The sequence below is a fragment of the Rathayibacter sp. AY1E2 genome (assembly GCF_002932325.1).
Classification (GTDB): domain Bacteria; phylum Actinomycetota; class Actinomycetes; order Actinomycetales; family Microbacteriaceae; genus Rathayibacter.
In genome coordinates this window covers 65766-86066 of sequence record NZ_PSVO01000014.1, presented here as the reverse complement: position 1 = coordinate 86066, position 20301 = coordinate 65766, and the positions used below count along the sequence as shown (strand labels likewise).

Here is a 20301-nt window from a genome sequence, read left to right as displayed (position 1 = left end):
AGGTAGTATTCATGCATGACAGTCGCGAGTCCGCCACGCCACAATCGCCCCGCCTCCTTCTGGGTGGCACTCATCGGTGCTGTGATAGTCGCCGTCCTTGCCGCTGTCGCGGTCGCAGTGACAGTCGTCACACAGCAACAGGAACTCGCACGAGCGTCTGAGGCGGCGACGAATTACGCAGCTCAAGTGGACGACCTGCGGGACGCCCTGGACGAGGCGGACTCGCGTCTCGACGTCTGCGAGGCGGAAGCAGACCTCCTCGCAGCGAACTTCGACTCGGCTCTGGCCTCATTCACCGCGATGCTCGCCGCCAGTGACTCGCGAGACGACGCCGCTTTCGCAGAGAGCTACGCGAATCTGGCTGTGTCTCGTGACAGTCGAGATTCGTATATCGGCTGCTGATCCGAAGGTTTCAGCCCATTCGGCGTGAGCCTCGGTCGCCGGTCCTCGGGCTGAGGGTGTCTTGGCCAGGGAGTGCCCCGTCGCTATGGTGCAGATCTCCAAAATTCCCCATTGGCGACGCAAGGGCTGTGTCTGGCCCGATCGCTCCTCCAGCTCACCACTCACGACGGCCCGGCTATCACCGGCCGCGGTGCCTGGCCAGGCCCTCGCCCGGTGGCGGGCGGGCCCGTAGCGTCGCCCGGACCGATCGACCCGCCGGGGTCACGACGAGAGGACGCGCCATGAGCAGCACGAGCGACATGATCCGGAGCCACCCCGAGGAGCTGCGAGGCGTCGATCCGGAGGTCCTCGCCGAGTGCATCGACGCGTGCGGCGCCTGCGCGCTCACCTGCACCGCCTGCGCCGACGCGTGCCTCGGCGAGGAGTCGGTCGCCGAGCTGGTCCACTGCATCCGCACCGACCTCGCCTGCGCCGACGTGTGCGCCGCGACCGGCGCCGTGCTCTCCCGCCGCGGCGTCGTCGGATCCGCGGCCGTCCGCGCCCTCGTCGAGGCCTGCCTCCTGGCCTGCCGCGCCTGCGCCGACGACTGCGAGCAGCACGCCGGGATGCACGAGCACTGCCGGATCTGCGCCGAGGCCTGCCGCCGCTGCGAGCAGGCGTGCGAGAGGCTGCTCGCGCAGCTCTGAGCGCGGGCGCCACCGCGGGACGCCTCCCCCACCGGATTCGACGGGCGGCTGTCAACCGTCCTGCCCTGAGCGTCCGGCGCTCCTACGGTCGGTGGCGAGCACGGCGTCGTCGGGGCGCGGAGCGATCGCAGGCGGTCCTTCCGTCCCCGACGATCCGCAGACGCTCGAGATGGAGGACGACCGTGGCCCAGACCAGCACCGAGCGCGACCGCACCGCGCCCGACCCCGACGACTCCCGCAAGCCCGACGGACCGACCGAGGTCACCAAGCGCTCGTGGGGCTACGTCCTCAAGAAGACGCTCCGCGAGTTCGGCGCCGACCAGTGCACGGACATCGCGGCCGGACTCACCTACTACGCCGTCCTCGCGCTGTTCCCCGGGCTGCTCGCGATCGTCTCGATCCTCGGCCTCTTCGGCCAGGCCGAGACCACGACCGACACCGTGCTCGAGATCGCCGGCGGGTTCGTCTCGGCCGACGTCCTCGACACGGTCCGCGGCCCGATCCAGGAGCTCACCTCCAGCCCCGCCGCCGGCCTGGCGTTCGTCACCGGTGTCCTCGGCGCCCTCTGGTCCGCCTCCGGCTATGTCGGCGCGTTCGGGCGCGGCATGAACCGCGTCTACGAGATCGACGAGGGCCGCCCGATCTGGAAGCTGCGCCCCACGATGCTCGCCGTCACCCTCGTGACGGTCCTCCTGCTCGTGATCGCCGGGCTGATCCTCGTGCTCAGCGGACCCGTCGCGCAGACCATCGGCGACGCCGTCGGCCTCGGCGAGGTCGCCCTGACCGTGTGGAGCATCGCGAAGTGGCCGGTGCTGATCGCGATCATGGTCGTGATCGTCGCGGTCCTCTACCACTGGTCGCCGAACGTGCGGCAGCCGAAGTTCCGCTGGACCAGCATGGGATCGATCCTCGCCCTCGTCGTCTGGGCGCTGGCCTCGGCCGGCTTCGCGTTCTACGTCGCCAACTTCAGCAACTACAACAAGACCTACGGCGCCCTGGGCGGTGTGATCGTCTTCCTCCTCTGGCTCTGGATCACGAACCTCGCCCTGCTCTTCGGGGCCGAGTTCGACGCCGAGCTCGAGCGCGGCCGCCAGCTGCAGGCGGGCATCCCGGCGGAGGAGCACATCCAGCTCCCGCCCCGCGACACCCGGCAGAGCGAGAAGAAGGCGGAGAAGCACGCCGAGGACGTCGCCGACGGCCGCGAGCTCCGCGAGAGCGCCGGGCGCCCCGAGCGGTGATCCCGACCGGGCGGGACCTCCCGGCCCATTAGGGGAGCCGCCTCCCCGCGGCAACCCTCTTGAGGGCCCGTGGGCGGCGCGCGGAGGCTGGACGCATGCGGAAACTGCACTACTCCAGCGGCCACCTCCTCGTCGGCGACCTGACCTGCAAGGCGGTCCTCCGGTACGCCCGGGCCCTCGCGGACGTCAACAAGTCGGACGTCGTCTCGGTGCCGGTCCTGACCGAGGGCGGCGGCCGCGCCTACGCCCACCTGCTGATCGGGCCGGCGAGCCAGCTCTGGTCGCTGCCGATCGACAGCAGCGAGGTGGAGGATCCGGACGACGCGGAGGTCATCGCCCACATCGAGCTCGAGACGCGCCGCATGCAGCCGGCCCGCCCCTCCTGGAGCGAGGAGATGACGGACATCCCGCCGCTGGACTTCCTCGAGTACACGGACATCGCCGACCTCGAGGACGCCCGGCGCGACCCGACGGACTAGGCCGCCGCCGGCTCCTCGGTGGAGCGGGAGTCGCTGAGGGACAGCGAGCCGATCGTCGCGATCACGCCGACGAGGACCGCCACGACCAGGAAGGCGACCCGCTCACCCGCGAAGAAGCTCCGGACGAGGTCCGCGCTCCACGCGCCCGCCGGGAGGGTGGTCGCCACCAGTGCGGCGATCAGCGTGCCGACGACGGCCGTGCCGATGCTGGTGCCGATCTCCTGGGCCGTGTCGTTGAGCGCCGCACCGATCGACGTGCGGTTCGCGGGCATCGCCTCGACGAGGGCGACGGCGCAGATGGTCATGATCGTCCGCAGGCCCACCGTCATCACGACCATCATCACGGCGATCGCGAGGTAGCCCCGGTCCATCGCCCAGGACATCCCGAGCAGCGCGCCGACCAGGAGCCCGGTGCCGATCAGGCAGGCCGCGCGGTGCCCCAGCTTCGCGGCGAGGCGCTCGGTGACCGGAGTGGCGGCGAGCATCGTGACGATGACGGGCAGGTTCGCGAGGCCGGCGCGCACCGGGCTCCAGCCGTAGGCGTACTGGAAGTGCAGGATCAGGCCGAACAGGACGCTCGCGAAGGCGACCGAGGCGCCGAGCTGCGTGAGCGCCGCTCCCCGCGCGGGGCCGGCGCGGAAGATCGCGAGGTCGATCATGGGCGAGACGGCGCGGCGCTCGCGGACGACGAATCCCGCGACGGCGGCGACGGTGCCCGCGGCGCAGGCGATCGTGAGGAGCGACAGCCAGCCGTTCTCGACTCCGCTGGTGAGCGTGTAGCAGCCGAGCCCCACCGCGGCGACGGTGAGGGCGGTCCCCGGCAGGTCGAGCCGACCGGAGGTGAGGTCGGCGCGCTGATCCGCGGGGACTCCGAGGCGCACGCCGATCCAGACCAGCAGCGCGATCGGGGCGTTGACGACGAGCAGCCACTGCCAGCTGACGGTGCTGAGGATCGAGCCGCCGAGGAGGGGGCCGAGGACCATGCCGGACATCCCGACGATCATCACGATCGTGATCGACCGCATGCGGAGCCTCTCGTCGTCGAAGAGCCGGAACACCAGCGACATCGTGACGGGCGCCATGGCGGCCGCGGCGCAGCCGAGCGCCGCGCGGAGGGCGATCAGCTGGCCGATGTCGGTGACGAGGACGACGGCGAGGCTGATCAGCCCGAACGCGGCGAGGCCGGTGAGGAGCACGCGGCGGCGGCCGAACCGGTCGGCGGCGGACCCGGCTGTCAGCAGCAGCCCGCCGAAGGTCAGGGAGTAGGCGCCGGTCACCCACTGCAGTCCGGCGGTCGACCCGTCGAGTGAGCGTCCGATCGTCGGGAGGGCGATCGAGAGCAGCGTGTTGTCGACCATCTCGACGAAGAACGCGAGGCAGAGAGCGGCGAGCGGGAGTGCCGCGGAGCGGAGGGAGGTGTGAGCGCGGGACTCGGTGGAGGTGGTCGTCGGAGCGGACATCGAGGCGCCTTCCTATCGAACGCCGTTCGACTCTCGTACGGCGTTCGATAGTATGGAACGCCGTTCGGTAAGATGCAAGCCATGCCTGCAGATCGCCCGACGGAGACCGCTGCCGCGCCCTCCCCCGCCCGGGGCCGCCGCCGAGCGTCGCACTCGCTCGACACCGTGCTGGCCGAGGCGATCGCGATCCTCGACGAGTCCGGGGAGTCGGCCCTCACGTTCCGCGCGCTCGCGGCCCGACTCGGCGGCGGTGTGGCGAGCATCTACTGGTACGTCGGCAGCCGCGACGAGCTGCTGGAGCGGGCGACCGACGAGGTCATGGGTCGGGTCCTCGCAGACAGCGAGCCGCTCACCCACGGGCCGGACCCGATCGACAACGTCCGCGCCGTCGCACTGGCCCTCTTCGACGAGTGCGTCCGCCGACCCTGGTTCGGCCTCTACATGCTCCGCACGACCGGGGTGCAGCCCAACTCGATGGCGATGTACGAGCGCCTCGGGCAGCAGCTCATGGCTCTCGACCTGACGCCCCGGCAGCGGTTCCACGCCGTGTCGTCCATCGTCAGCTACGTCGTCGGAGTCGCGGCCGACCTGGCGCAGCCGCCGCCCCGCGAGTTCCTCGAGAGCGGGATGGAGAGGGGCGAGTTCCTCGAGCACCTGGCCGACCGCTGGCGCGCCCTCGATCCGGAGGAGTTCCCCTTCGGCCACCACGCGGCCGACGTCATGGCGACGCACGACGACCTCGACGTGTTCCGCTCCGGCCTCGACCTGCTGCTGGCCGGGCTCCGGCTGCAGGCGGGGCGGGGCTGAGGCCTCCGGCGAGACGCCCCTACTGCTCGTCCCGGGACCCGCGACAGCTCGACGAGCGCCGTACGACGAGCTCGGGCTGGAAGCGCACCTGACGCGGCTCCCGCTCGAGGAGGAGCTCGACGGCCGTCGCGCCGAGGAGCGCGCTCGGCTGCCGGACACTCGAGAGCGGCACGACCGTGGCGGTCGCGAAGGCGATGTCGTCGTAGCCGATGAGGGCGATGTCCTCGGGGACGCGGACCCGGCCGAGGAGCACGAGCGCCTGCAGGACCCCCACCGCGAGCAGGTCGTTGGCGCAGAAGACCGCGTCCGGGCGATCCTCCGCGTCCCGCTCGGCGAGAGCCCGGCCGGCTTCCCTGCCCGCCAGGACCGAGAGCGCGTCGGTGGGGATCTCCTCGAGGACCGCGCCCTCGACGGCGGCGACGGCCGCGCGTGCACCGGCCAGACGGTCGGCGACCTGCCGGATCGACTCCGGACCCCCGATCACGGCGAGGCGGCGGCGACCGAGACCGAGCAGGTGCTCCGCGGCGAGGCGCCCCCCTGCCACGTCGTCGACCGAGACCGAGGAGACGGCGGGGTCGTCCGATTCGCTGTCGACCAGGACGCAGGGGATGCCGTGCGATCGGAGACGGGCGAGCCGCGTCGGGTTCTCACCCTGCGGCGAGAGGAGGACACCGGTCACCCGCTGCTCCTCGAAGAGGTCGAGGTAGGCGCCCTCGCGTTCCGCGTCGCCGTCGGTGCTCGCCAGCAGGACGGCGAGACCGGCCTCCGCAGCCCGGGCCTGGGCACCCCTGGCGAGCTCGGCGAAGAAGGGGTTCCCGCCGTCGAGGACGATGAGGCCGATGCTGCGGCTGCGTCCGGCGCGGAGCTGGCGGGCGGCGTCGTTGCGCACGAAGCCGAGCTCGGTGATCGCGTCCTGCACCCGGCGGACGGTGTCGGCGTTCACGCTCGATCGCCCGTTGAGGACGTTCGACACGGTGCCGACGGCGACACCCGCGCGGGCGGCGACGTCCCGGATGCTCACGGCCACGGCGGGTCCCTCCTCCGGTCGGGTCGGGCCCGACGCTCGGAGCCCCGGGCCCGAGGGTAGGCCATCCCCTCCTCGCCGGGACCGCGGGCAAGCGGTTCCTTTGACACCGGGCGGAGGGGGCGACTAGGGTCGCTGCCGAGCGATGAAACGATTCATCCATCGCCTTCCGCCACCGCCGTCTCGAAGGATCCGCCCGTGACCGACCTCTCCCCCGATCTCCTCACCCGGCTCGAGCAGCAGGCGATCGAGCTGCCCTCGTGGGCCTTCGGCAACGCCGGCACCCGCTTCAAGGTCTTCACCACTCCGGGGACCCCGCGCACCATCGAGGAGAAGATCTCGGACGCGGCGACCGTCCACGAGCTCACCGGACTCGCGCCGACCGTGGCGCTGCACATCCCCTGGGACGAGGTCGACGACTACTCCGCGCTCGGCGCCTTCGCCGCATCGAAGGGCGTCGCGCTGGGCACGATCAACTCGAACACCTTCCAGGACGACGACTACAAGTTCGGCTCGCTGACGCACTCCGACCCGCGGATCCGCCAGAAGGCGATCGACCACCACCTCGCGTGCATCGACGTCATGGACGCGACCGGATCGCGCGACCTCAAGATCTGGCTCGCCGACGGCTCCAACTACCCCGGCCAGCAGGACATCCGCGGTCGCCAGGACCGCCTGGCCGATTCCCTCGCCGCGATCTACGAGCGCCTCGGCGCCGATCAGCGGATGGTCCTCGAGTACAAGTTCTTCGAGCCCGCGTTCTACCACATGGATGTGCCGGACTGGGGCACCTCCTACGCCCACGTCGCCGCGCTCGGCGACCGCGCGCTCGTCTGCCTCGACACCGGCCACCACGCGCCGGGCACCAACATCGAGTTCATCGTCGCGCAGCTGCTGCGCCTCGGGAAGCTCGGCTCCTTCGACTTCAACTCGCGCTTCTACGCGGACGACGACCTGATCGTCGGCGCCGCCGATCCCTTCCAGCTATTCCGCATCCTCCACGAGGTGGTCCGCGGCGGCGGCTTCGGTCCCGACTCGCCGGTCGCGTTCATGCTCGACCAGTGCCACAACGTCGAGGACAAGATCCCGGGCCAGATCCGCTCCGTGCTCAACGTGCAGGAGATGACGGCGCGCGCGCTGCTCGTCGACCGCGACCAGCTCGAGCAGGCGCAGCTCGCCGGCGACGTGCTCGGTGCGAACGGGATCCTGATGGACGCCTTCTACTCGGACGTCCGCCCCGCGCTGGCCGCCTGGCGCGAGACCCGGGGCCTCCCCGCCGACCCGATGCGCGCCTACGCCGACTCGGGCCGCGCTCAGCAGCTCGCCGAGGAGCGCATCGGCGGCACCCAGAGCTCCTGGGGCGCCTGACCGATCCAGGGCGGGGCCGTCCGTCGCCGCGGCGGACGGTCCCGTCCCGACCCCTCCCTCCTCCTCACCACTTCTCTCCGAACAGGAACCCTCGCACCCCATGACGAACGACACCGCCGCGGAGCTCATCGCCCGCTCGAACCGCCTCGGAGCAGACCCGCGCACCACGAACTACGCGGGCGGGAACACCTCCGCGAAGGGCGTCGAGACCGATCCCGTGACCGGCGAGCCCGTCGAGCTGCTGTGGGTGAAGGGCTCCGGAGGAGACCTGGGCACGCTCACCGAGTCCGGCCTCGCCGTGCTCCGGCTCGACCGCCTCCGTGCGCTCGTGAACGTCTACCCGGGCATCGAGCGCGAGGACGAGATGGTCGCCGCCTTCGACTACACGCTGTACGGCAAGGGCGGCGCCGCCCCCTCGATCGACACCGCGATGCACGGCCTCGTGGACGCCGCGCACGTCGACCACCTGCACCCCGACTCCGGCATCGCCTTCGCGACCGCCGCCGACGGCGAGCGCCTCACCGCCGAGGCCTTCGGCGGAACCGTCGCGTGGGTCCCGTGGCGCCGCCCCGGCTTCCAGCTCGGCCTCGACATCGCCGCCGTCAAGGAGGCGCGCCCCGAGGTCATCGGTGCGATCCTCGGCGGCCACGGCATCACCGCCTGGGGCGACACGAGCGAGGAGGCGGAGGCGAATTCGCTCCGCATCATCCGGACCGCGAGCGCCTACATCGCCGAGCACGGCCGCCCCGAGCCCTTCGGCCCGGCCCTCGACGGCTTCGCCGCCCTCCCGGAGGAGGAGCGCCGCGTGAAGGCCGCCGCCCTCGCCCCGCACCTGCGCGCGATCGCCTCGCGCGACCGTCCCCAGGTCGGCCACTTCACCGACTCCGCCGAGGTCCTCGACTTCCTCGCGAGCACCGAGCACCCGCGCCTGGCCGCACTCGGCACCTCCTGCCCCGACCACTTCCTCCGCACCAAGGTGAAGCCGCTCCTCGTCGACCTGCCGGCCACCGCGTCCGTCGAGGAGATCCTCGAGCGCCTCCCCGCCCTGCACGAGGTGTACCGCGCCGACTACCAGGCCTACTACGACGTGCACGCGACGCCGGAGAGCCCCGCGATCCGCGGCGCCGACCCGCTGATCGTGCTCGTCCCCGGCGTGGGCATGTTCTCCTACGGCGCGAACAAGCAGACCGCCCGCGTCGCCGGCGAGTTCTACGTCAACGCGATCAACGTCATGCGCGGCGCCGAGGCGATCTCGACCTATGCGCCCATCGACGAGGCCGAGAAGTTCCGCATCGAGTACTGGGCCCTCGAGGAGGCGAAGCTGCAGCGGATGCCGGAGCCCAAGCCCCTCGCCTCCCGCATCGCCCTGGTGACCGGTGCCGCCTCGGGCATCGGCAAGGCCATCGCCACCCGCCTCGCGGCAGAGGGCGCCTGCGTCGTCGTCGCCGACCTCGACCTCGCGAAGGCGCAGGCCGCGGCCGCCGAGCTCGGCTCGACCGACGTCGCGGTGGGAGTCGCGGCGAACGTGGCCGATGCCGCTGCCGTGAAGGCCGCGATCGACGCGACCGTGCTCGCCTTCGGCGGATTGGACCTCGTCGTCAACAACGCCGGTCTCTCGCTCTCGAAGTCGCTCTTCGACACCACCGAGGCCGACTGGGACCTCCAGCACGACGTGATGGCGAAGGGCTCGTTCCTCGTCTCGCAGGCCGCTGCCCGGGTGCTCGTCGACCAGAAGCTGGGCGGCGACATCGTCTACATCTCCTCGAAGAACTCGGTCTTCGCGGGCCCGAACAACATCGCCTACTCCGCGACCAAGGCCGACCAGGCCCACCAGGTGCGCCTGCTGGCGGCCGAGCTCGGCGAGCACGGCATCAAGGTCAACGGCATCAACCCCGACGGCGTCGTCCGCGGCTCCGGCATCTTCGCCTCCGGCTGGGGCGCGAACCGCGCCAAGACCTACGGCATCGACGAGGAGGACCTGGGCGCGTTCTACGCGAAGCGCACGATCCTCAAGCGCGAGGTCGTCCCCGAGAACGTCGCCAACGCCGTCTTCGCCCTCTGCACGTCCGACTTCTCCCACACCACGGGTCTGCACATTCCCGTGGACGCTGGAGTCGCGGCGGCGTTCCTCCGATGAAGGCCGTCGCCGCCGTCGACCTCGGCGCGACCAGCGGCCGGGTGATCCTCGGCTCCGTCAGCCACGACGAGCTGCGGCTGCGGCACGTCGCGCGGTTCCCGAATCAGCCGGTGCGCACCCACGAGGGCGCCTCGTCCGCACTGCACTGGAACATCCTGGAGCTGTACCGCTCGCTGACGGCGGGGCTCGCGAGCGCTCTCCGCGAGGAGCCGGAGACCCTCTCGATCGGCGTCGACTCGTGGGCCGTGGACTACGCGCTGTTGCGTCAGGGCCGGATGCTCGGCACCCCGTACCACTACCGCGACGAGCGGACCGTGCGCGGCGTCGCCGACGTCCACGCCCGGATCGACGGCGACGAGCTGTACCGGCGCAACGGCCTGCAGCACCTGCCGTTCAACACGCTGTTCCAGTTCGCCGCGGAGCGCGACGTGCTGGCCCTGGCGGACCGGGCTCTGCTCGTCCCCGACCTCATCGGCTACTGGCTGACCGGTGTCGCGGCGACCGAGATCACGAACGCCTCCACCACCGGGCTCCTCAGCCCGCACACCCGGGCGTGGGACGAGGACCTCCTCACGCGCCTCGACCTTCCGCGCGAGATCCTCGCGCCCCTGATCGAGCCGGGCACCCGGCTCGGCACGCTCCTGCCCTCCGTCGCCGCCGACCTCGGCGCACCGGAGAGCCTGGGCGTCGTCGCCGTCGGCTCCCACGACACGGCCTCCGCCGTCGTCGCGGTGCCCTCGACGGGCGATCACGTGGCGTACATCTCGAGCGGAACATGGTCGCTCGTCGGCGTCGAGCTCGAGAGGCCGGTGGTCTCGCTGGAGGGTCGGACCGCCGGCTTCACCAACGAGGGCGGCGTCGACGGGCGTGTCCGCTTCCTGAAGAACGTGTCGGGACTCTGGCTCCTCTCGGAGTCGATCCGGACCTGGGAGAAGCAGACCGGCGAGCGGATCGAGCTGCCGCTCCTCCTCGCCGAGGCCGCCGCGATCCGCGGCCGCGTCACCACCTTCGACGCGGCCGACGAGCGCTTCGTCGCACCGGGGAACATCCCCGGCCGGATCGTGGAGTGGTGCGTCGAGCGCGGGGTCGCTCAGCCCCGCTCCCGCGCGGAGTTCGTGCGCTCGATCCTCGAGTCCCTCGCGGAGGCCTACGCCACGACCCTCCAGCAGGCGTCCGCGCTCTCGGGCACACCGATCGACACCGTGCACATCGTGGGCGGCGGATCGCAGAACGAGCTGCTCTGCCGGCTGACCGCCGACCGCACCGGCCTCACCGTGCTCGCCGGTCCGGTCGAGGCGACCGCGATCGGCAACATCCTCGTCCAGGCCCGCGCTCAGGGCCTCGCGCACGGATCCCTCGAATCGCTCCGCTCCCTCGTGCTCCACGCCTTCCCGCCGGTCCGCTACGACCCCCGCCCCACCTCCTCCCCCGAGAAAGGCTGACCAGCATGGTCCAGCGCCAGTTTCCCAAGCCCGTCGAGCTGCTCGAGTACCTCAGCTTCAAGAAGCCCGAGCTCGACGGCCGCAAGCGCCGCCTCGACGCCGCCCTCACGATCGAGGACCTCCGCACCATCGCGAAGCGCCGCACCCCCAAGGCCGCATTCGACTACACCGACGGCTCAGCCGAGGGCGAGATCTCGATCGCTCGCGCCCGCCAGGCCTTCGAGGACGTCGAATTCCACCCGCAGGTGCTCCGCGACGTCGCCGCCGTCGACACCACCGCCACCGTCCTCGGGGCGCCCTCCGCCCTGCCCTTCGGGATCGCTCCGACCGGGTTCACCCGCCTGATGCAGACCGAGGGCGAGACGGCGGGAGCGGGTGCCGCGGCCGCCGCGGGCATTCCGTTCACCCTCTCCACGCTCGGCACCACCTCGATCGAGAACGTGAAGAAGGTCAACCCCGACGGCCGCAACTGGTTCCAGCTCTACGTGATGCGTGACCGCGAGATCTCCTACGGCCTCGTCGAGCGCGCCGCGGAGGCCGGCTACGAGACACTCTTCTTCACCGTCGACACACCGGTCGCCGGTGCGCGGCTCCGCGACAAGCGGAACGGCTTCTCCATCCCGCCGCAGCTCACCGTCAGCACCGTCCTTGACGCTCTCCCGCGCCCCTGGTGGTGGTTCGACTTCCTCACCACGCAGAAGCTCGAGTTCGCCTCCCTCAGCGCCACCGGCGGCACCGTCGGCGACCTCCTCGACCTCGCCATGGATCCCACCATCAGCTTCGAGGACCTGAAGGTCATCCGCGAGATGTGGCCCGGCAAGCTCGTCATCAAGGGCGTGCAGAGCGTCGAGGACGCCCACAGGTTCGCCGACTTCGGCGTCGACGGCATCGTCCTCTCCAACCACGGCGGCCGCCAGCTCGACCGCGCGCCGATCCCCTTCCACCTGCTCCCCGAGGTCGTCCGCGAGGTCGGTGGCGACACCGAGGTGATGGTCGACACAGGCATCATGAACGGCGCCGACATCGTCTCCTCCATCGCGCTCGGCGCGAAGTTCACCCTGATCGGCCGCGCCTACCTCTACGGCCTCATGGCCGGCGGACGCCAGGGCGTCGACCGCACCATCGCGATCCTCTCCGACCAGATCGTCCGCACCATGAAGCTCCTCGGCGCTCACTCCCTGGAGGAGCTGACGCCGCAGCACGTGACCCAGCTCGAGCGCCTGCTGCCGCGGCCCCGCAGCTGAGACGAGCAGCGCGGACGTCTGCGTCCTTCCTCCGAAGACGTCCCCACTCCTCCGAACGTCTCGTCCTCTCGCTAGTCTTGAAGCGCTTCATTCTTCCGACGACTCAATGACGAGGAGCAGGACATGCATTCGACGACAGAACCCCGACGATCAGCGGACGGGGGCGTCCCGGACCACCGGCGCCGCAGGCGGGCCGGCCTCGCCGGAGTGGCCGCACTCGCGATCGCGGCACTCGGCGTGACGGCTGCAGGGCCGGCGGCCGCCCCAGCAACCGCAGCCGGAGGCAGCGTCTCCATCACCTGGAGCTCGGACGACGGCGCCTACCGCCTGACAGACCGGCCCTCCGCGACCCTGGCGACCACCACGACCACCACCACGGATGCGAGGATCACCGTCGACCCGGGAGCCGCGTACCAGCGCATCCTCGGCCAGGGCCAGTCGCTCGAGAGCAGCAGCGTCGCGAACATCGCCGCGCTGTCGCCGACGAAGCGGGAGCAGCTGATGAACCAGCTGTTCAGCCCCTCGACCGGGAACGGATACAGCATCATCCGCCTCTCGATGGGATGCCCCGACTTCTGCTCGCAGGAGTTCTACACCTATGACGACGTCCCGGCCGGACGGACCGATGAGAGCCTGTCCGGCTTCTCCATCCAGAAGGACATCGACGCGGGCATCATCGCACTCGCTCAACGGGCGAAGCAGATCAATCCGGCCATGACCTTCTACCTGTCGATGTGGTCCGCCCCTGCGTGGATGAAGACCAACCAGAGCTTGAGCAACGGCGGCTCGGTGAAGCCCGAGTACTACGACGAGCTCGCCCGCTACCAGAGGCTCGCGATTCAGGCCTACCAGGCGCAGGGGATTCCGATCACGGCACTGACCCCGCAGAACGAGCCGAGGGTCGTCACGAACTACCCCACTGGCGAGTGGACGGGCGAGCAGATGCGCGACTACATCCGCGACCACCTCGGCCCCGAACTGGAGCGGTCCGGGTTGTCGACCGAGATCTGGGTGGGCGACGACAACCCGCCCCGGTTGAAGGACTTCGTCCCGGCGATCCTCGACGACCCGAACGCGGCCCGGTACGTCGACGGCGTCGCGATCCACGACTACAGCGGCGACGACCCGACCGTTCTGTCGGAGTTCCAGGTGAAGTACCCCGGCGTCCCCCTCCATCTGACCGAGCGGACCTACTACGGCGTCACCGGCGAGCGGAATGCGGTGGACGGCAGCCAGCAGGCGGGGGTGACCCGGGTCATGGACTTCTTCCGCAACGGTCTGACGAGCTGGACGTACTGGCTCAGCTTCTTCGACACCAACGGAGAGCCCAATACCGGTCCGCTCCGCGCCGAATGCTGCTCCCTCCCCGTCACCGCGGCTCCGGGGGCGCTCGACGCGTACACGCTCAACCGCGACTACTACCTCTACGGGCAGTTCTCGCGCTACGTCACGCCGGGCTCGGTCAGGATCGGGTCGGACCAGACGTCGCGCGACGTGACGAACGTCGCGTTCCGGACGCCGACCGGGACGATCGTCGTCGTGGTGGCGAACAGGGCCGCGAGCGCCCGCTCCGTGACGATCACGTCCCCGGACGGCGTGGTGACCGACACGATCCCCGCCGCTGCCGTCGCCACCTACCGCTGGGCGGGGACGACAGTGCAGTCCGACGCCCGGCTCGGCTCGTTCGAGCTGGTCAACCGAGCCCACCCCGACCTGGCCGTGCACACCACCAGGGAGACCTACCTGGGGAACCCGGATGCGACCCACGCCGTGGCGACACCCCTCGCCCTGAACCTCCTCGAGCAGCGGTGGAGCATCACGACCGCGGGCGGCGGCTACTACCGGGTGACGAGCCGCAGCGCCCCGTCGACCGTGCTCCACACGACCGGCGAGCACTACCGCGGGTCGGCGTCCGTCTGGAGCATCGCGAGCGTGTCGGGTGCTCTGAACTGGGACGAGCAGCTCTGGCGGATCGAGCCGACCGGCGACGGCTACTACCGCTTCGTCAACAAGGCCCGAGGGACCGCGCTGCAGGTCACCGGGGACCCGTACGGCCCGTACGGATCCGCGCGCGAGCTCGCCGGATCGCCGACGTCCTGGAACACCACCGAGCAGCAGTTCCGACTGATGCCGGCCGCCTGAACGGTCTCGCGTACGAAGGGCGCCGCTCCTCCTGTCCGAGGGGCGGCGCCCTTCGTCGTGCCGCCTCCCGTCGAGGTCCTCGTCCGCGCCCGCTCCCTCCGGGGGCCGTCACTCGGGTACTGCCGGATCCCGTTCCTCGTCCCGGAGGAGCTCGGCGTCCGGTCGTCTGCGGCGACTGCCGCTCCGGCGCGGCGTGCGCTCGACCGGACGAGCCGCCGCGGACCCTCCCGCTCCCTGCGCCGCACACGGCGAACGGCCGCCGGCCTCCGAGGAGGGCCGACGGCCGTTCACTGCGTCCGGCGTGCGCCTAGCGGTACGAGCGGACCGGGCCCGTGTTGCCGGCGACGTCGGTCGCGCGGTACTCCACCTTGATATAGCTCGGCAGGCCGAACAGGACCGGGCTGCGGTAGGTCAGCCACGGGGTCATGCGCGTGACCCCCTTCACGGAGATCTGGTACCGGTACTCCACCTTCTCCACGCCCGACGTCTCGTCGGAGGCGGTGAGCGCCACGCGGTAGCGCGACTTCTGCGCCGCCTCGACGGTCGGCGCGGTCTGGTCGATCCGACCGGACCACTGCACCGTCTCGGAGACGTTGCCCGAGGCGTCGGTCGCTCGTGCGACGAGCGAGTGCTCGCCGTCCGTGTCGAAGACGACGGGTCCCGTGACGGGGGCGAAGTCGCCTCCGTCGATGCTCGCCTCGACGGCCGGTGCCGCATCGACGTCGTCCGTCGCCGTGGCGGTGACGGTCACCGGGGTGCGGTACCAGCCGGCCTTGCCGGTGGGCTCGGCCGGATCGATGCCCAGGCTCACGACCGGGGCGACCTCGTCGTCGGAGGCGCCGACGACGATCGAGTCGGTCAGGCGGATGTCGCGCGAGGACGCCCCGGCGAAGAGCGTCGTCTCCCCCTCGGGCGTCACCCAGGCGTCGGACGCCGTGTCCCAGTAGGCGAGGCGGTGGGTCGAGTCGTTCAGCGGCACGGGGATCTCCACGGTCCCGGTCGCTCCGGGCTCGAGGGTGATCTGGCCCCAGCCGAGCAGCTGGCGCTCGGGAGTGACCACCGCGTCGGTCGGCAGGACACCGTGGTAGAGATTCACCGTCTCGGTGCCGGCGACGTCACCCGTGTTCTCGACCTCCACGCGGACGAGACCGGGCTCGGTCGCTCCACTGGCGTCGGTGACCGGGTCCTGGACGTCGATGCTGCGGTAGTCGAAGTCCGTGTACGAGAGGCCGTAGCCGAACTCGAACAGCGGGTCGATGTCCTTCGCGTCGTAGCCCCGGTAGCCGATGTTCACGCCTTCGCTGTACTCCACCGTCAGATTCCCGGTGTTGACGTCGTAGACGGGGTTCTCGATGCCGAGATCCTCGGTGACCTGCTCGGTCGACCTGGGCCAGGTGATCGGCAGCTTGCCGGAGAAGTTCTCGTCGCCGAACAGCAGTGCGGCGACCGCTGCCCCCGCCTCCTGCCCCGGGTACCAGGACTCGAAGACCGCGGCGACGTCGTTCAGCCACGGCATCTCGACACCGGTTCCCGTGGCGAGGACGACGACCGTGTTCGGGTTGACCGCGGCCACGGCCGAGATCAGACGGTCCTGGTTCTGCGACAGCGCGAGGGTTCCGCGGTCGAGCGACTCGCCCATGTAGTCGTTGGCCACGATGACCGCGACGTCCGACTTCGCGGCGGCCGCGACCGCCTCGACGATCTGCGGGGAGGCGGCGGCGCTCGGCGGGGTCCAGTCGAGGCGGATGGCCGTCCCGATGTTGCCGCCGGTCGAGCAGCACTGCCCGGGCGCATCCGGGACGTAGTCGATCCGGATGTCGTAGCTGCGGCCCGCCTCGAGGACGCGGTCGACGGAGTAGGTGTCCATCGTGTCGGTGTCGACGTCGAGCACCTTCTCGCCGTCGACGTACAGGGTGGCCGAGCCGAGGGCGGTGAAGCCGAGCCCGTAGGTCCCCGACACGGTCGGGTTCAGCGAGCCGGTCCACCGGGTGGCAGTGGGAGATCCGGCGAAGGTGGTCACGGGAGGGAGCTTCGGAGCAGGCGAGGGGTCGTAGCCGAAGGTGGCGAGGAGCGCCACGAGTCCTTGGCCCCAGTTGACCTGGTCGTCGACACGCGTGGTGACGGCGGGGCCGCTGAAGTCGGGCGAGCCGAACCACTCGCCGGTGATGCCGGGGGTGGTGCCGTCCGCGGCGCGGAGCACGCCCGAGGGGATCGGCTGAGCGCCGGGGAGCAGGTCGCCGGGGCGGACCGGGTCCCAGCCCTCGACGTGCTCGACGGTCGTCCCGGCGCCTGCGCGCTCGGTGATGCCGTCGAGGATCGTCGACGTGTCGGTGGGGTTCACGACGATGTCGCTGCCGAATCCGGTGATGTACCGGTCGGCGCCCTCGCCGATGACGGCGACGGAGTCGATCTGGTCGGAGTCGAGGGGCAGGGCGTCGTCGTCGTTGCGGAGCAGGACGGAGCCGTCGACCGCCATGCGGTAGGCCGCGTCCCGGCCCTCCTGCACGACGGAGGCGGGCAGCGGCGAGGCGGCGGGCGCCGGGTTCTGCAGGCTCCCGGGCGGCGGGTTGTCGATCAGCCCGTGCTCGAAGTAGGTCCGGAGCACGCGGTGCACCATGTCGTCGAACCGGTCGGGAGCGATCGTGCCGTCCTCGACCGCGGCGCGGAAGGTGGCCGCGTCGGGGAAGTTCGGCCCGCACACGTCGGTGCCGGAGTTGTACGCCTTCAGGGTGACGCACGCGTTGAAGTCCGAGGAGATCCAGCCCGGGAAGCCGAGGTCGCCCTTGAGGGTGTCGGTCATCAGCGACGGGTTCTCGCACGCCTTGCTGCCGTTGACCTTAGGGTAGGCGCACATGATGGCGCCGGGGTCCGCCTCGACGATGGGGCCCCATTGCCGGACGTAGAGCTCGCGCAGGGTGCGCTCGTCCACGACGGTGTTCATCGTGGTGCGCGAGGTCTCCTGGTTGTTGGCGACGAAGTGCTTGGGCAGGGAGTAGACGCCCATCGTGTCGTTCGTCTCGTTGACGCCCTCGACCACCCCGGCGGGCATGAGGCCGCCGAGCAGAGGGTCCTCGCCGTAGGTCGCGAACTGGCGGCCGTGGAACGGCGTGCGTCGGAGGTCGGCGGCGGGTCCCGCCCAGCCGGAGAAGCCCGTGAGGTGGGCCTCCTCCCCGGCGATGCGCCCGAACTCGCGGGCGAGCTCGAGGTTCCAGGACGAGGCGATGGCCTGGCCTGCGGGGAACGCGGTCGTCGGGGTGCCGGCTGCGATCACGCCGCTCGCGCCGTCGATCTCGCGCCGTGCGGGGATGCCGAGCTCGGGGATGGCGACGGCACCGCTGCCGCTGCCGGCGAAGAGAGTGAGCTTCTGGTCGAAGGTCATGGCGTCCGCGAGCAGATCGGCGCGCTCGTCCGAGGAGAGGGTCGTATCCATCCACGGGTCCCCCTCCGCTGCGGCGGCCGGCACCGCCGCGGCGGTGGCGATGAGGGCACCCGCGAGGGCTGCGGAGACGAGCCCCCGCAGCCAGGGTCGGCGGGACGAGGGTCCCCCTCGTGGTGAATCGGGCTTCGACAGCGTCATCGCTGACCTCCAGGCGGTGAGAACACGCAGCGGTCAGGGGGATGTGGGTGCCGCCGTGTCCGCCCAACTTGGCAGTTGAAGCGCATCAAGTCAACGATTCCGACTGCCCGCGCACTATTCGGCCGACCTGGGAAAAAGCTGGAAATCAACGAAGAGATCCTGTCGAATCGCTTCACCTCCTGCCGGGTCACCGGCGCGTGGAGTCCGCGACGCGTTGCTCGAAGCGGATGAAGTCGACGACCGCGTAGGCGTTCGGCGATGATTCCGTTCCGTTTCGGGGCCAGGTCGACTCGTCGACGTCGCCCGAGAGGAACGATCCGACGGTGAGCACGATCGTGACGAAGAACGGCCGGTCGAAGGGCCACCCGCCGGCCGCGCGCGGATCGGAGGCGTCGGCGACGTGGTAGACCGTCCCGTCGATCGCCCAGCTGATCCTGCCCGGCTCCCACTCGAGCACGTGCTCGGCCCACCGGTCCACCAGTGAGGGGATCGCGCCGGTCGCCGAGATCGGCGAGCCGCCGGAGTAGCCGGGGCCGTGGATCGACGCGAAGGGCGACCTGGGCCGCCCGGCGGCGATCTCGGTCGCGTCGATCTCACCGCACGCGGGCCATCCGACGGAGTCGATGTCGACGCCGTAGAGGCAGACGCCGAAGCCGAGGCCCTGACCCGGCCCGAGGAGCTGGCGGGTGCTGAGCCGACCGTAGGGCCCGACCGCCAGCTTGTCCTTCGACGAGATGCTCCCCGCGACGAACGGATAGCCCTCGCGCTCCTGGCGTCGGGCGTGGAGGACGAGGCTGCCCCCCTCGATCGCGACCATCGCCGGATCGTTGTAGTGCTTCTCGTTCAGATCGCGGTTGCCGCCGTGGTCCGCGGCGGTCCAGACGGCGGCATCCAGGTCTGCGCTCGAGAAGTCCTCCTCCCAGACGACCTCCCATCCGGATGGGGCGGCCGACGGGAGCGGGTCGGGACCGATCGGTGCAGGCTCGGCCGAGCCGCCGTGCGGGCTGCAGCCGGCGAGGGCAGCCGACACTCCGATCGCTCCGCCCGCGGTCAGCAACGATCGGCGGGACACCGCTCGGGGAGCAGGATCGATCATCGGTCGGCCTCCTCTCCGCTCCGGGCGGCGCTGCCGCCTCCCCAGGTGCGAGAAGATGGACCGATGGACTCACGGGCGGCGGCGGACGAGGCGCGACAGGGCGTTCGCGCGACCGGTGAGGCGCGGCCCGGTTCCGTTCCGAATGCTTCCGAGCGGGTCTCCCCTCCGCGGATGGAGGACGTGGCGAGACGCGCCGGCGTGGCTCTGGGCACCGTCTCGAACGTGCTGAACCGCCCGTCGCTCGTCTCGGCCGCGACCCGGTCGAGAGTGCAGCAGGTGATCGACGAGCTCGGCTTCGCACCGAATCGTGCCGCCCGCGCCCTCGCCGCGGGGACGAGCAGCACCATCGGCTTCGTCGTGATCGACCTGAGCAACTCCTTCTTCCTCGACATGGCGCGGGGAGCGGAGCAGACCGCGGAGACCGCGGGGATGACCGTCGTCCTCGGCAACGCGGACGTCCGGGCGATCAAGCAGCGCACGTACCTCGATCTCTTCGTCGAGGAGCAGGTCGCCGGCATCCTCCTCGCCCCGCTCCCCGAGACGGCCGCCGATGCGATCGGGAGGCTCCCCCCGGGGCGTCGGCTGGTCTTCCTCAACGACTCGGCGGTCGACGGGGCCTGCACGGTCAGCGCGGACGACGAGCACGGCGGGTACCTCGCCGCGCGCCACCTGATCGAGCTCGGGCGCCGGCGGCTCGCCTTCGCAGGCGATCCCGCCATCGCGGTCCCCGTCCGGGACCGGCTCCGAGGAGTGGAGCGCGCCGTCGCCGAGAGCAACGGCGCGGTCTCCTTGGAACTGGATCTCACACCCGAGGTGCAGGTCGAGGACGGACGCCGCTTCGGCCATCTCCTCGCCGACAGGGCGGTCGCCGACCGGCCCGACGGCGTCGTCGCCGCTGCCGACCTCCTCGCCCTCGGCGTCCTCCAGTCCCTCCTCGCGCGCCCCGACCTCCGCGTCCCGGAGGACATCGCGGTGACCGGGTACGACGACAACCGCTCGGCCTGGGACAGCGTCGTGCCGATCACGACCCTCGCCCAGCCCGGCGAGGCCATGGGGGAGGCAGCGATGAGGCTCCTCCTCGACGAGATCTCCGATCCGCAGCACGTGCACCGCCACGAAGTACTGCGTCCGCGCCTCGTGGTCCGCGGCAGCACCGTTCCGCGCTGAACCCCTCGGCACGGAAGCGGCCGTCCCGAAGG

General features: G+C 71.1%; 15 protein-coding genes. 11 read left to right on the top strand and 4 right to left on the bottom strand.

Annotated elements, in window-relative coordinates; translation table 11 throughout:
- Positions 1 to 15 precede the first annotated feature (15 nt).
- The 4 genes from C5C49_RS16740 (at position 16) to C5C49_RS11470 (ending at position 2805) form a co-directional block, all read left to right on the top strand.
- Complete coding sequence (locus C5C49_RS16740; RefSeq protein ID WP_146081551.1) at positions 16 to 402, top strand: hypothetical protein; 387 nt, start codon at positions 16 to 18, stop codon at positions 400 to 402.
- Between the two features lie 281 nt (positions 403 to 683).
- The gene (locus C5C49_RS11480; protein WP_104255963.1) at positions 684 to 1088 is read left to right on the top strand and encodes a four-helix bundle copper-binding protein; all 405 of its coding nucleotides are present in this window, start codon (positions 684 to 686) and stop codon (positions 1086 to 1088) included.
- 182 nt (positions 1089 to 1270) lie between these two features.
- Positions 1271 to 2326 carry a YihY/virulence factor BrkB family protein gene (locus C5C49_RS11475; RefSeq protein ID WP_104297719.1) on the top strand — a complete coding sequence of 352 codons (1056 nt, stop codon included), beginning with the start codon at positions 1271 to 1273 and terminating at the stop codon, positions 2324 to 2326.
- 95 nt (positions 2327 to 2421) lie between these two features.
- The gene (locus C5C49_RS11470; RefSeq protein ID WP_104282587.1) at positions 2422 to 2805 is read left to right on the top strand and encodes a hypothetical protein; all 384 of its coding nucleotides are present in this window, start codon (positions 2422 to 2424) and stop codon (positions 2803 to 2805) included.
- Here the strand turns inward: C5C49_RS11470 and C5C49_RS11465 are convergent.
- Positions 2802 to 4265 (bottom strand): MFS transporter, encoded by a 1464-nt coding sequence (locus C5C49_RS11465; protein ID WP_104346207.1) that lies wholly within the window; start codon positions 4263 to 4265, stop codon positions 2802 to 2804. The two genes, C5C49_RS11470 and C5C49_RS11465, sit on opposite strands and share 4 nt — an antisense overlap.
- An 81-nt stretch (positions 4266 to 4346) precedes the next feature.
- Here C5C49_RS11465 and C5C49_RS11460 point away from each other — a divergent pair, with 81 nt between their 5' ends.
- Complete coding sequence (locus C5C49_RS11460; protein ID WP_219812210.1) at positions 4347 to 5072, top strand: TetR/AcrR family transcriptional regulator; 726 nt, start codon at positions 4347 to 4349, stop codon at positions 5070 to 5072.
- Between the two features lie 19 nt (positions 5073 to 5091).
- On the opposite strand, the gene C5C49_RS11455 is transcribed toward C5C49_RS11460, so the two are convergent.
- Positions 5092 to 6099 (bottom strand): LacI family DNA-binding transcriptional regulator, encoded by a 1008-nt coding sequence (locus tag C5C49_RS11455; RefSeq protein ID WP_104346206.1) that lies wholly within the window; start codon positions 6097 to 6099, stop codon positions 5092 to 5094.
- 195 nt (positions 6100 to 6294) lie between these two features.
- On the opposite strand from C5C49_RS11455, the gene rhaI reads away from it, so the two are divergent.
- The 5 genes from rhaI (at position 6295) to C5C49_RS11430 (ending at position 14429) form a co-directional block, all read left to right on the top strand.
- Entirely contained in the window at positions 6295 to 7464 is a 1170-nt protein-coding gene (gene rhaI, locus C5C49_RS11450) for an L-rhamnose isomerase (RefSeq protein WP_104346205.1), read from the top strand.
- A gap of 100 nt (positions 7465 to 7564) precedes the next feature.
- On the top strand, positions 7565 to 9601 hold the full coding sequence (locus C5C49_RS11445; RefSeq protein ID WP_104346204.1) for a bifunctional aldolase/short-chain dehydrogenase: 2037 nt from the start codon (positions 7565 to 7567) through the stop codon (positions 9599 to 9601).
- Positions 9598 to 11043, top strand: coding sequence for a rhamnulokinase family protein (locus tag C5C49_RS11440; RefSeq protein WP_104346203.1), 1446 nt, complete (start codon positions 9598 to 9600; stop codon positions 11041 to 11043). Before C5C49_RS11445 ends, C5C49_RS11440 begins: the two co-directional genes overlap by 4 nt.
- 5 nt (positions 11044 to 11048) lie before the next feature.
- Complete coding sequence (locus tag C5C49_RS11435) at positions 11049 to 12287, top strand: alpha-hydroxy acid oxidase (protein ID WP_104346202.1); 1239 nt, start codon at positions 11049 to 11051, stop codon at positions 12285 to 12287.
- A 123-nt stretch (positions 12288 to 12410) separates the two neighbouring features.
- Positions 12411 to 14429: an RICIN domain-containing protein gene (locus C5C49_RS11430; RefSeq protein WP_146084880.1), complete on the top strand. Its 2019-nt coding sequence runs from the start codon at positions 12411 to 12413 to the stop codon at positions 14427 to 14429.
- 307 nt (positions 14430 to 14736) lie between these two features.
- Here the strand turns inward: C5C49_RS11430 and C5C49_RS11425 are convergent, their stop codons facing one another.
- Entirely contained in the window at positions 14737 to 17859 is a 3123-nt protein-coding gene (locus tag C5C49_RS11425) for a glycoside hydrolase family 3 protein (protein WP_181135763.1), read from the bottom strand.
- A 334-nt stretch (positions 17860 to 18193) separates the two neighbouring features.
- Positions 18194 to 19102 carry a family 16 glycosylhydrolase gene (locus C5C49_RS11420; protein WP_104346199.1) on the bottom strand — a complete coding sequence of 303 codons (909 nt, stop codon included), beginning with the start codon at positions 19100 to 19102 and terminating at the stop codon, positions 18194 to 18196.
- Positions 19103 to 19273: 171 nt separating this feature from the next.
- Between C5C49_RS11420 and C5C49_RS11415 the strand changes: the two genes are divergently transcribed.
- Positions 19274 to 20269 (top strand): LacI family DNA-binding transcriptional regulator, encoded by a 996-nt coding sequence (locus tag C5C49_RS11415; protein WP_104238508.1) that lies wholly within the window; start codon positions 19274 to 19276, stop codon positions 20267 to 20269.
- Positions 20270 to 20301: the final 32 nt, after the last annotated feature.

Coding starts and splice junctions, on each gene's coding strand:
- C5C49_RS16740 (WP_146081551.1), top strand. CDS start 16: ATGACAGTCGCGAGTCCGCCACGCCACAATCGCCCCGCCTCCTTCTGG.
- C5C49_RS11480 (WP_104255963.1), top strand. CDS start 684: ATGAGCAGCACGAGCGACATGATCCGGAGCCACCCCGAGGAGCTGCGA.
- C5C49_RS11470 (WP_104282587.1), top strand. CDS start 2,422: ATGCGGAAACTGCACTACTCCAGCGGCCACCTCCTCGTCGGCGACCTG.
- C5C49_RS11465 (WP_104346207.1), bottom strand. CDS start 4,265: ATGTCCGCTCCGACGACCACCTCCACCGAGTCCCGCGCTCACACCTCC.
- C5C49_RS11460 (WP_219812210.1), top strand. CDS start 4,347: ATGCCTGCAGATCGCCCGACGGAGACCGCTGCCGCGCCCTCCCCCGCC.
- C5C49_RS11445 (WP_104346204.1), top strand. CDS start 7,565: ATGACGAACGACACCGCCGCGGAGCTCATCGCCCGCTCGAACCGCCTC.
- C5C49_RS11440 (WP_104346203.1), top strand. CDS start 9,598: ATGAAGGCCGTCGCCGCCGTCGACCTCGGCGCGACCAGCGGCCGGGTG.
- C5C49_RS11435 (WP_104346202.1), top strand. CDS start 11,049: ATGGTCCAGCGCCAGTTTCCCAAGCCCGTCGAGCTGCTCGAGTACCTC.
- C5C49_RS11430 (WP_146084880.1), top strand. CDS start 12,411: ATGCATTCGACGACAGAACCCCGACGATCAGCGGACGGGGGCGTCCCG.
- C5C49_RS11425 (WP_181135763.1), bottom strand. CDS start 17,859: ATGGATACGACCCTCTCCTCGGACGAGCGCGCCGATCTGCTCGCGGAC.
- C5C49_RS11420 (WP_104346199.1), bottom strand. CDS start 19,102: ATGATCGATCCTGCTCCCCGAGCGGTGTCCCGCCGATCGTTGCTGACC.
- C5C49_RS11415 (WP_104238508.1), top strand. CDS start 19,274: ATGGAGGACGTGGCGAGACGCGCCGGCGTGGCTCTGGGCACCGTCTCG.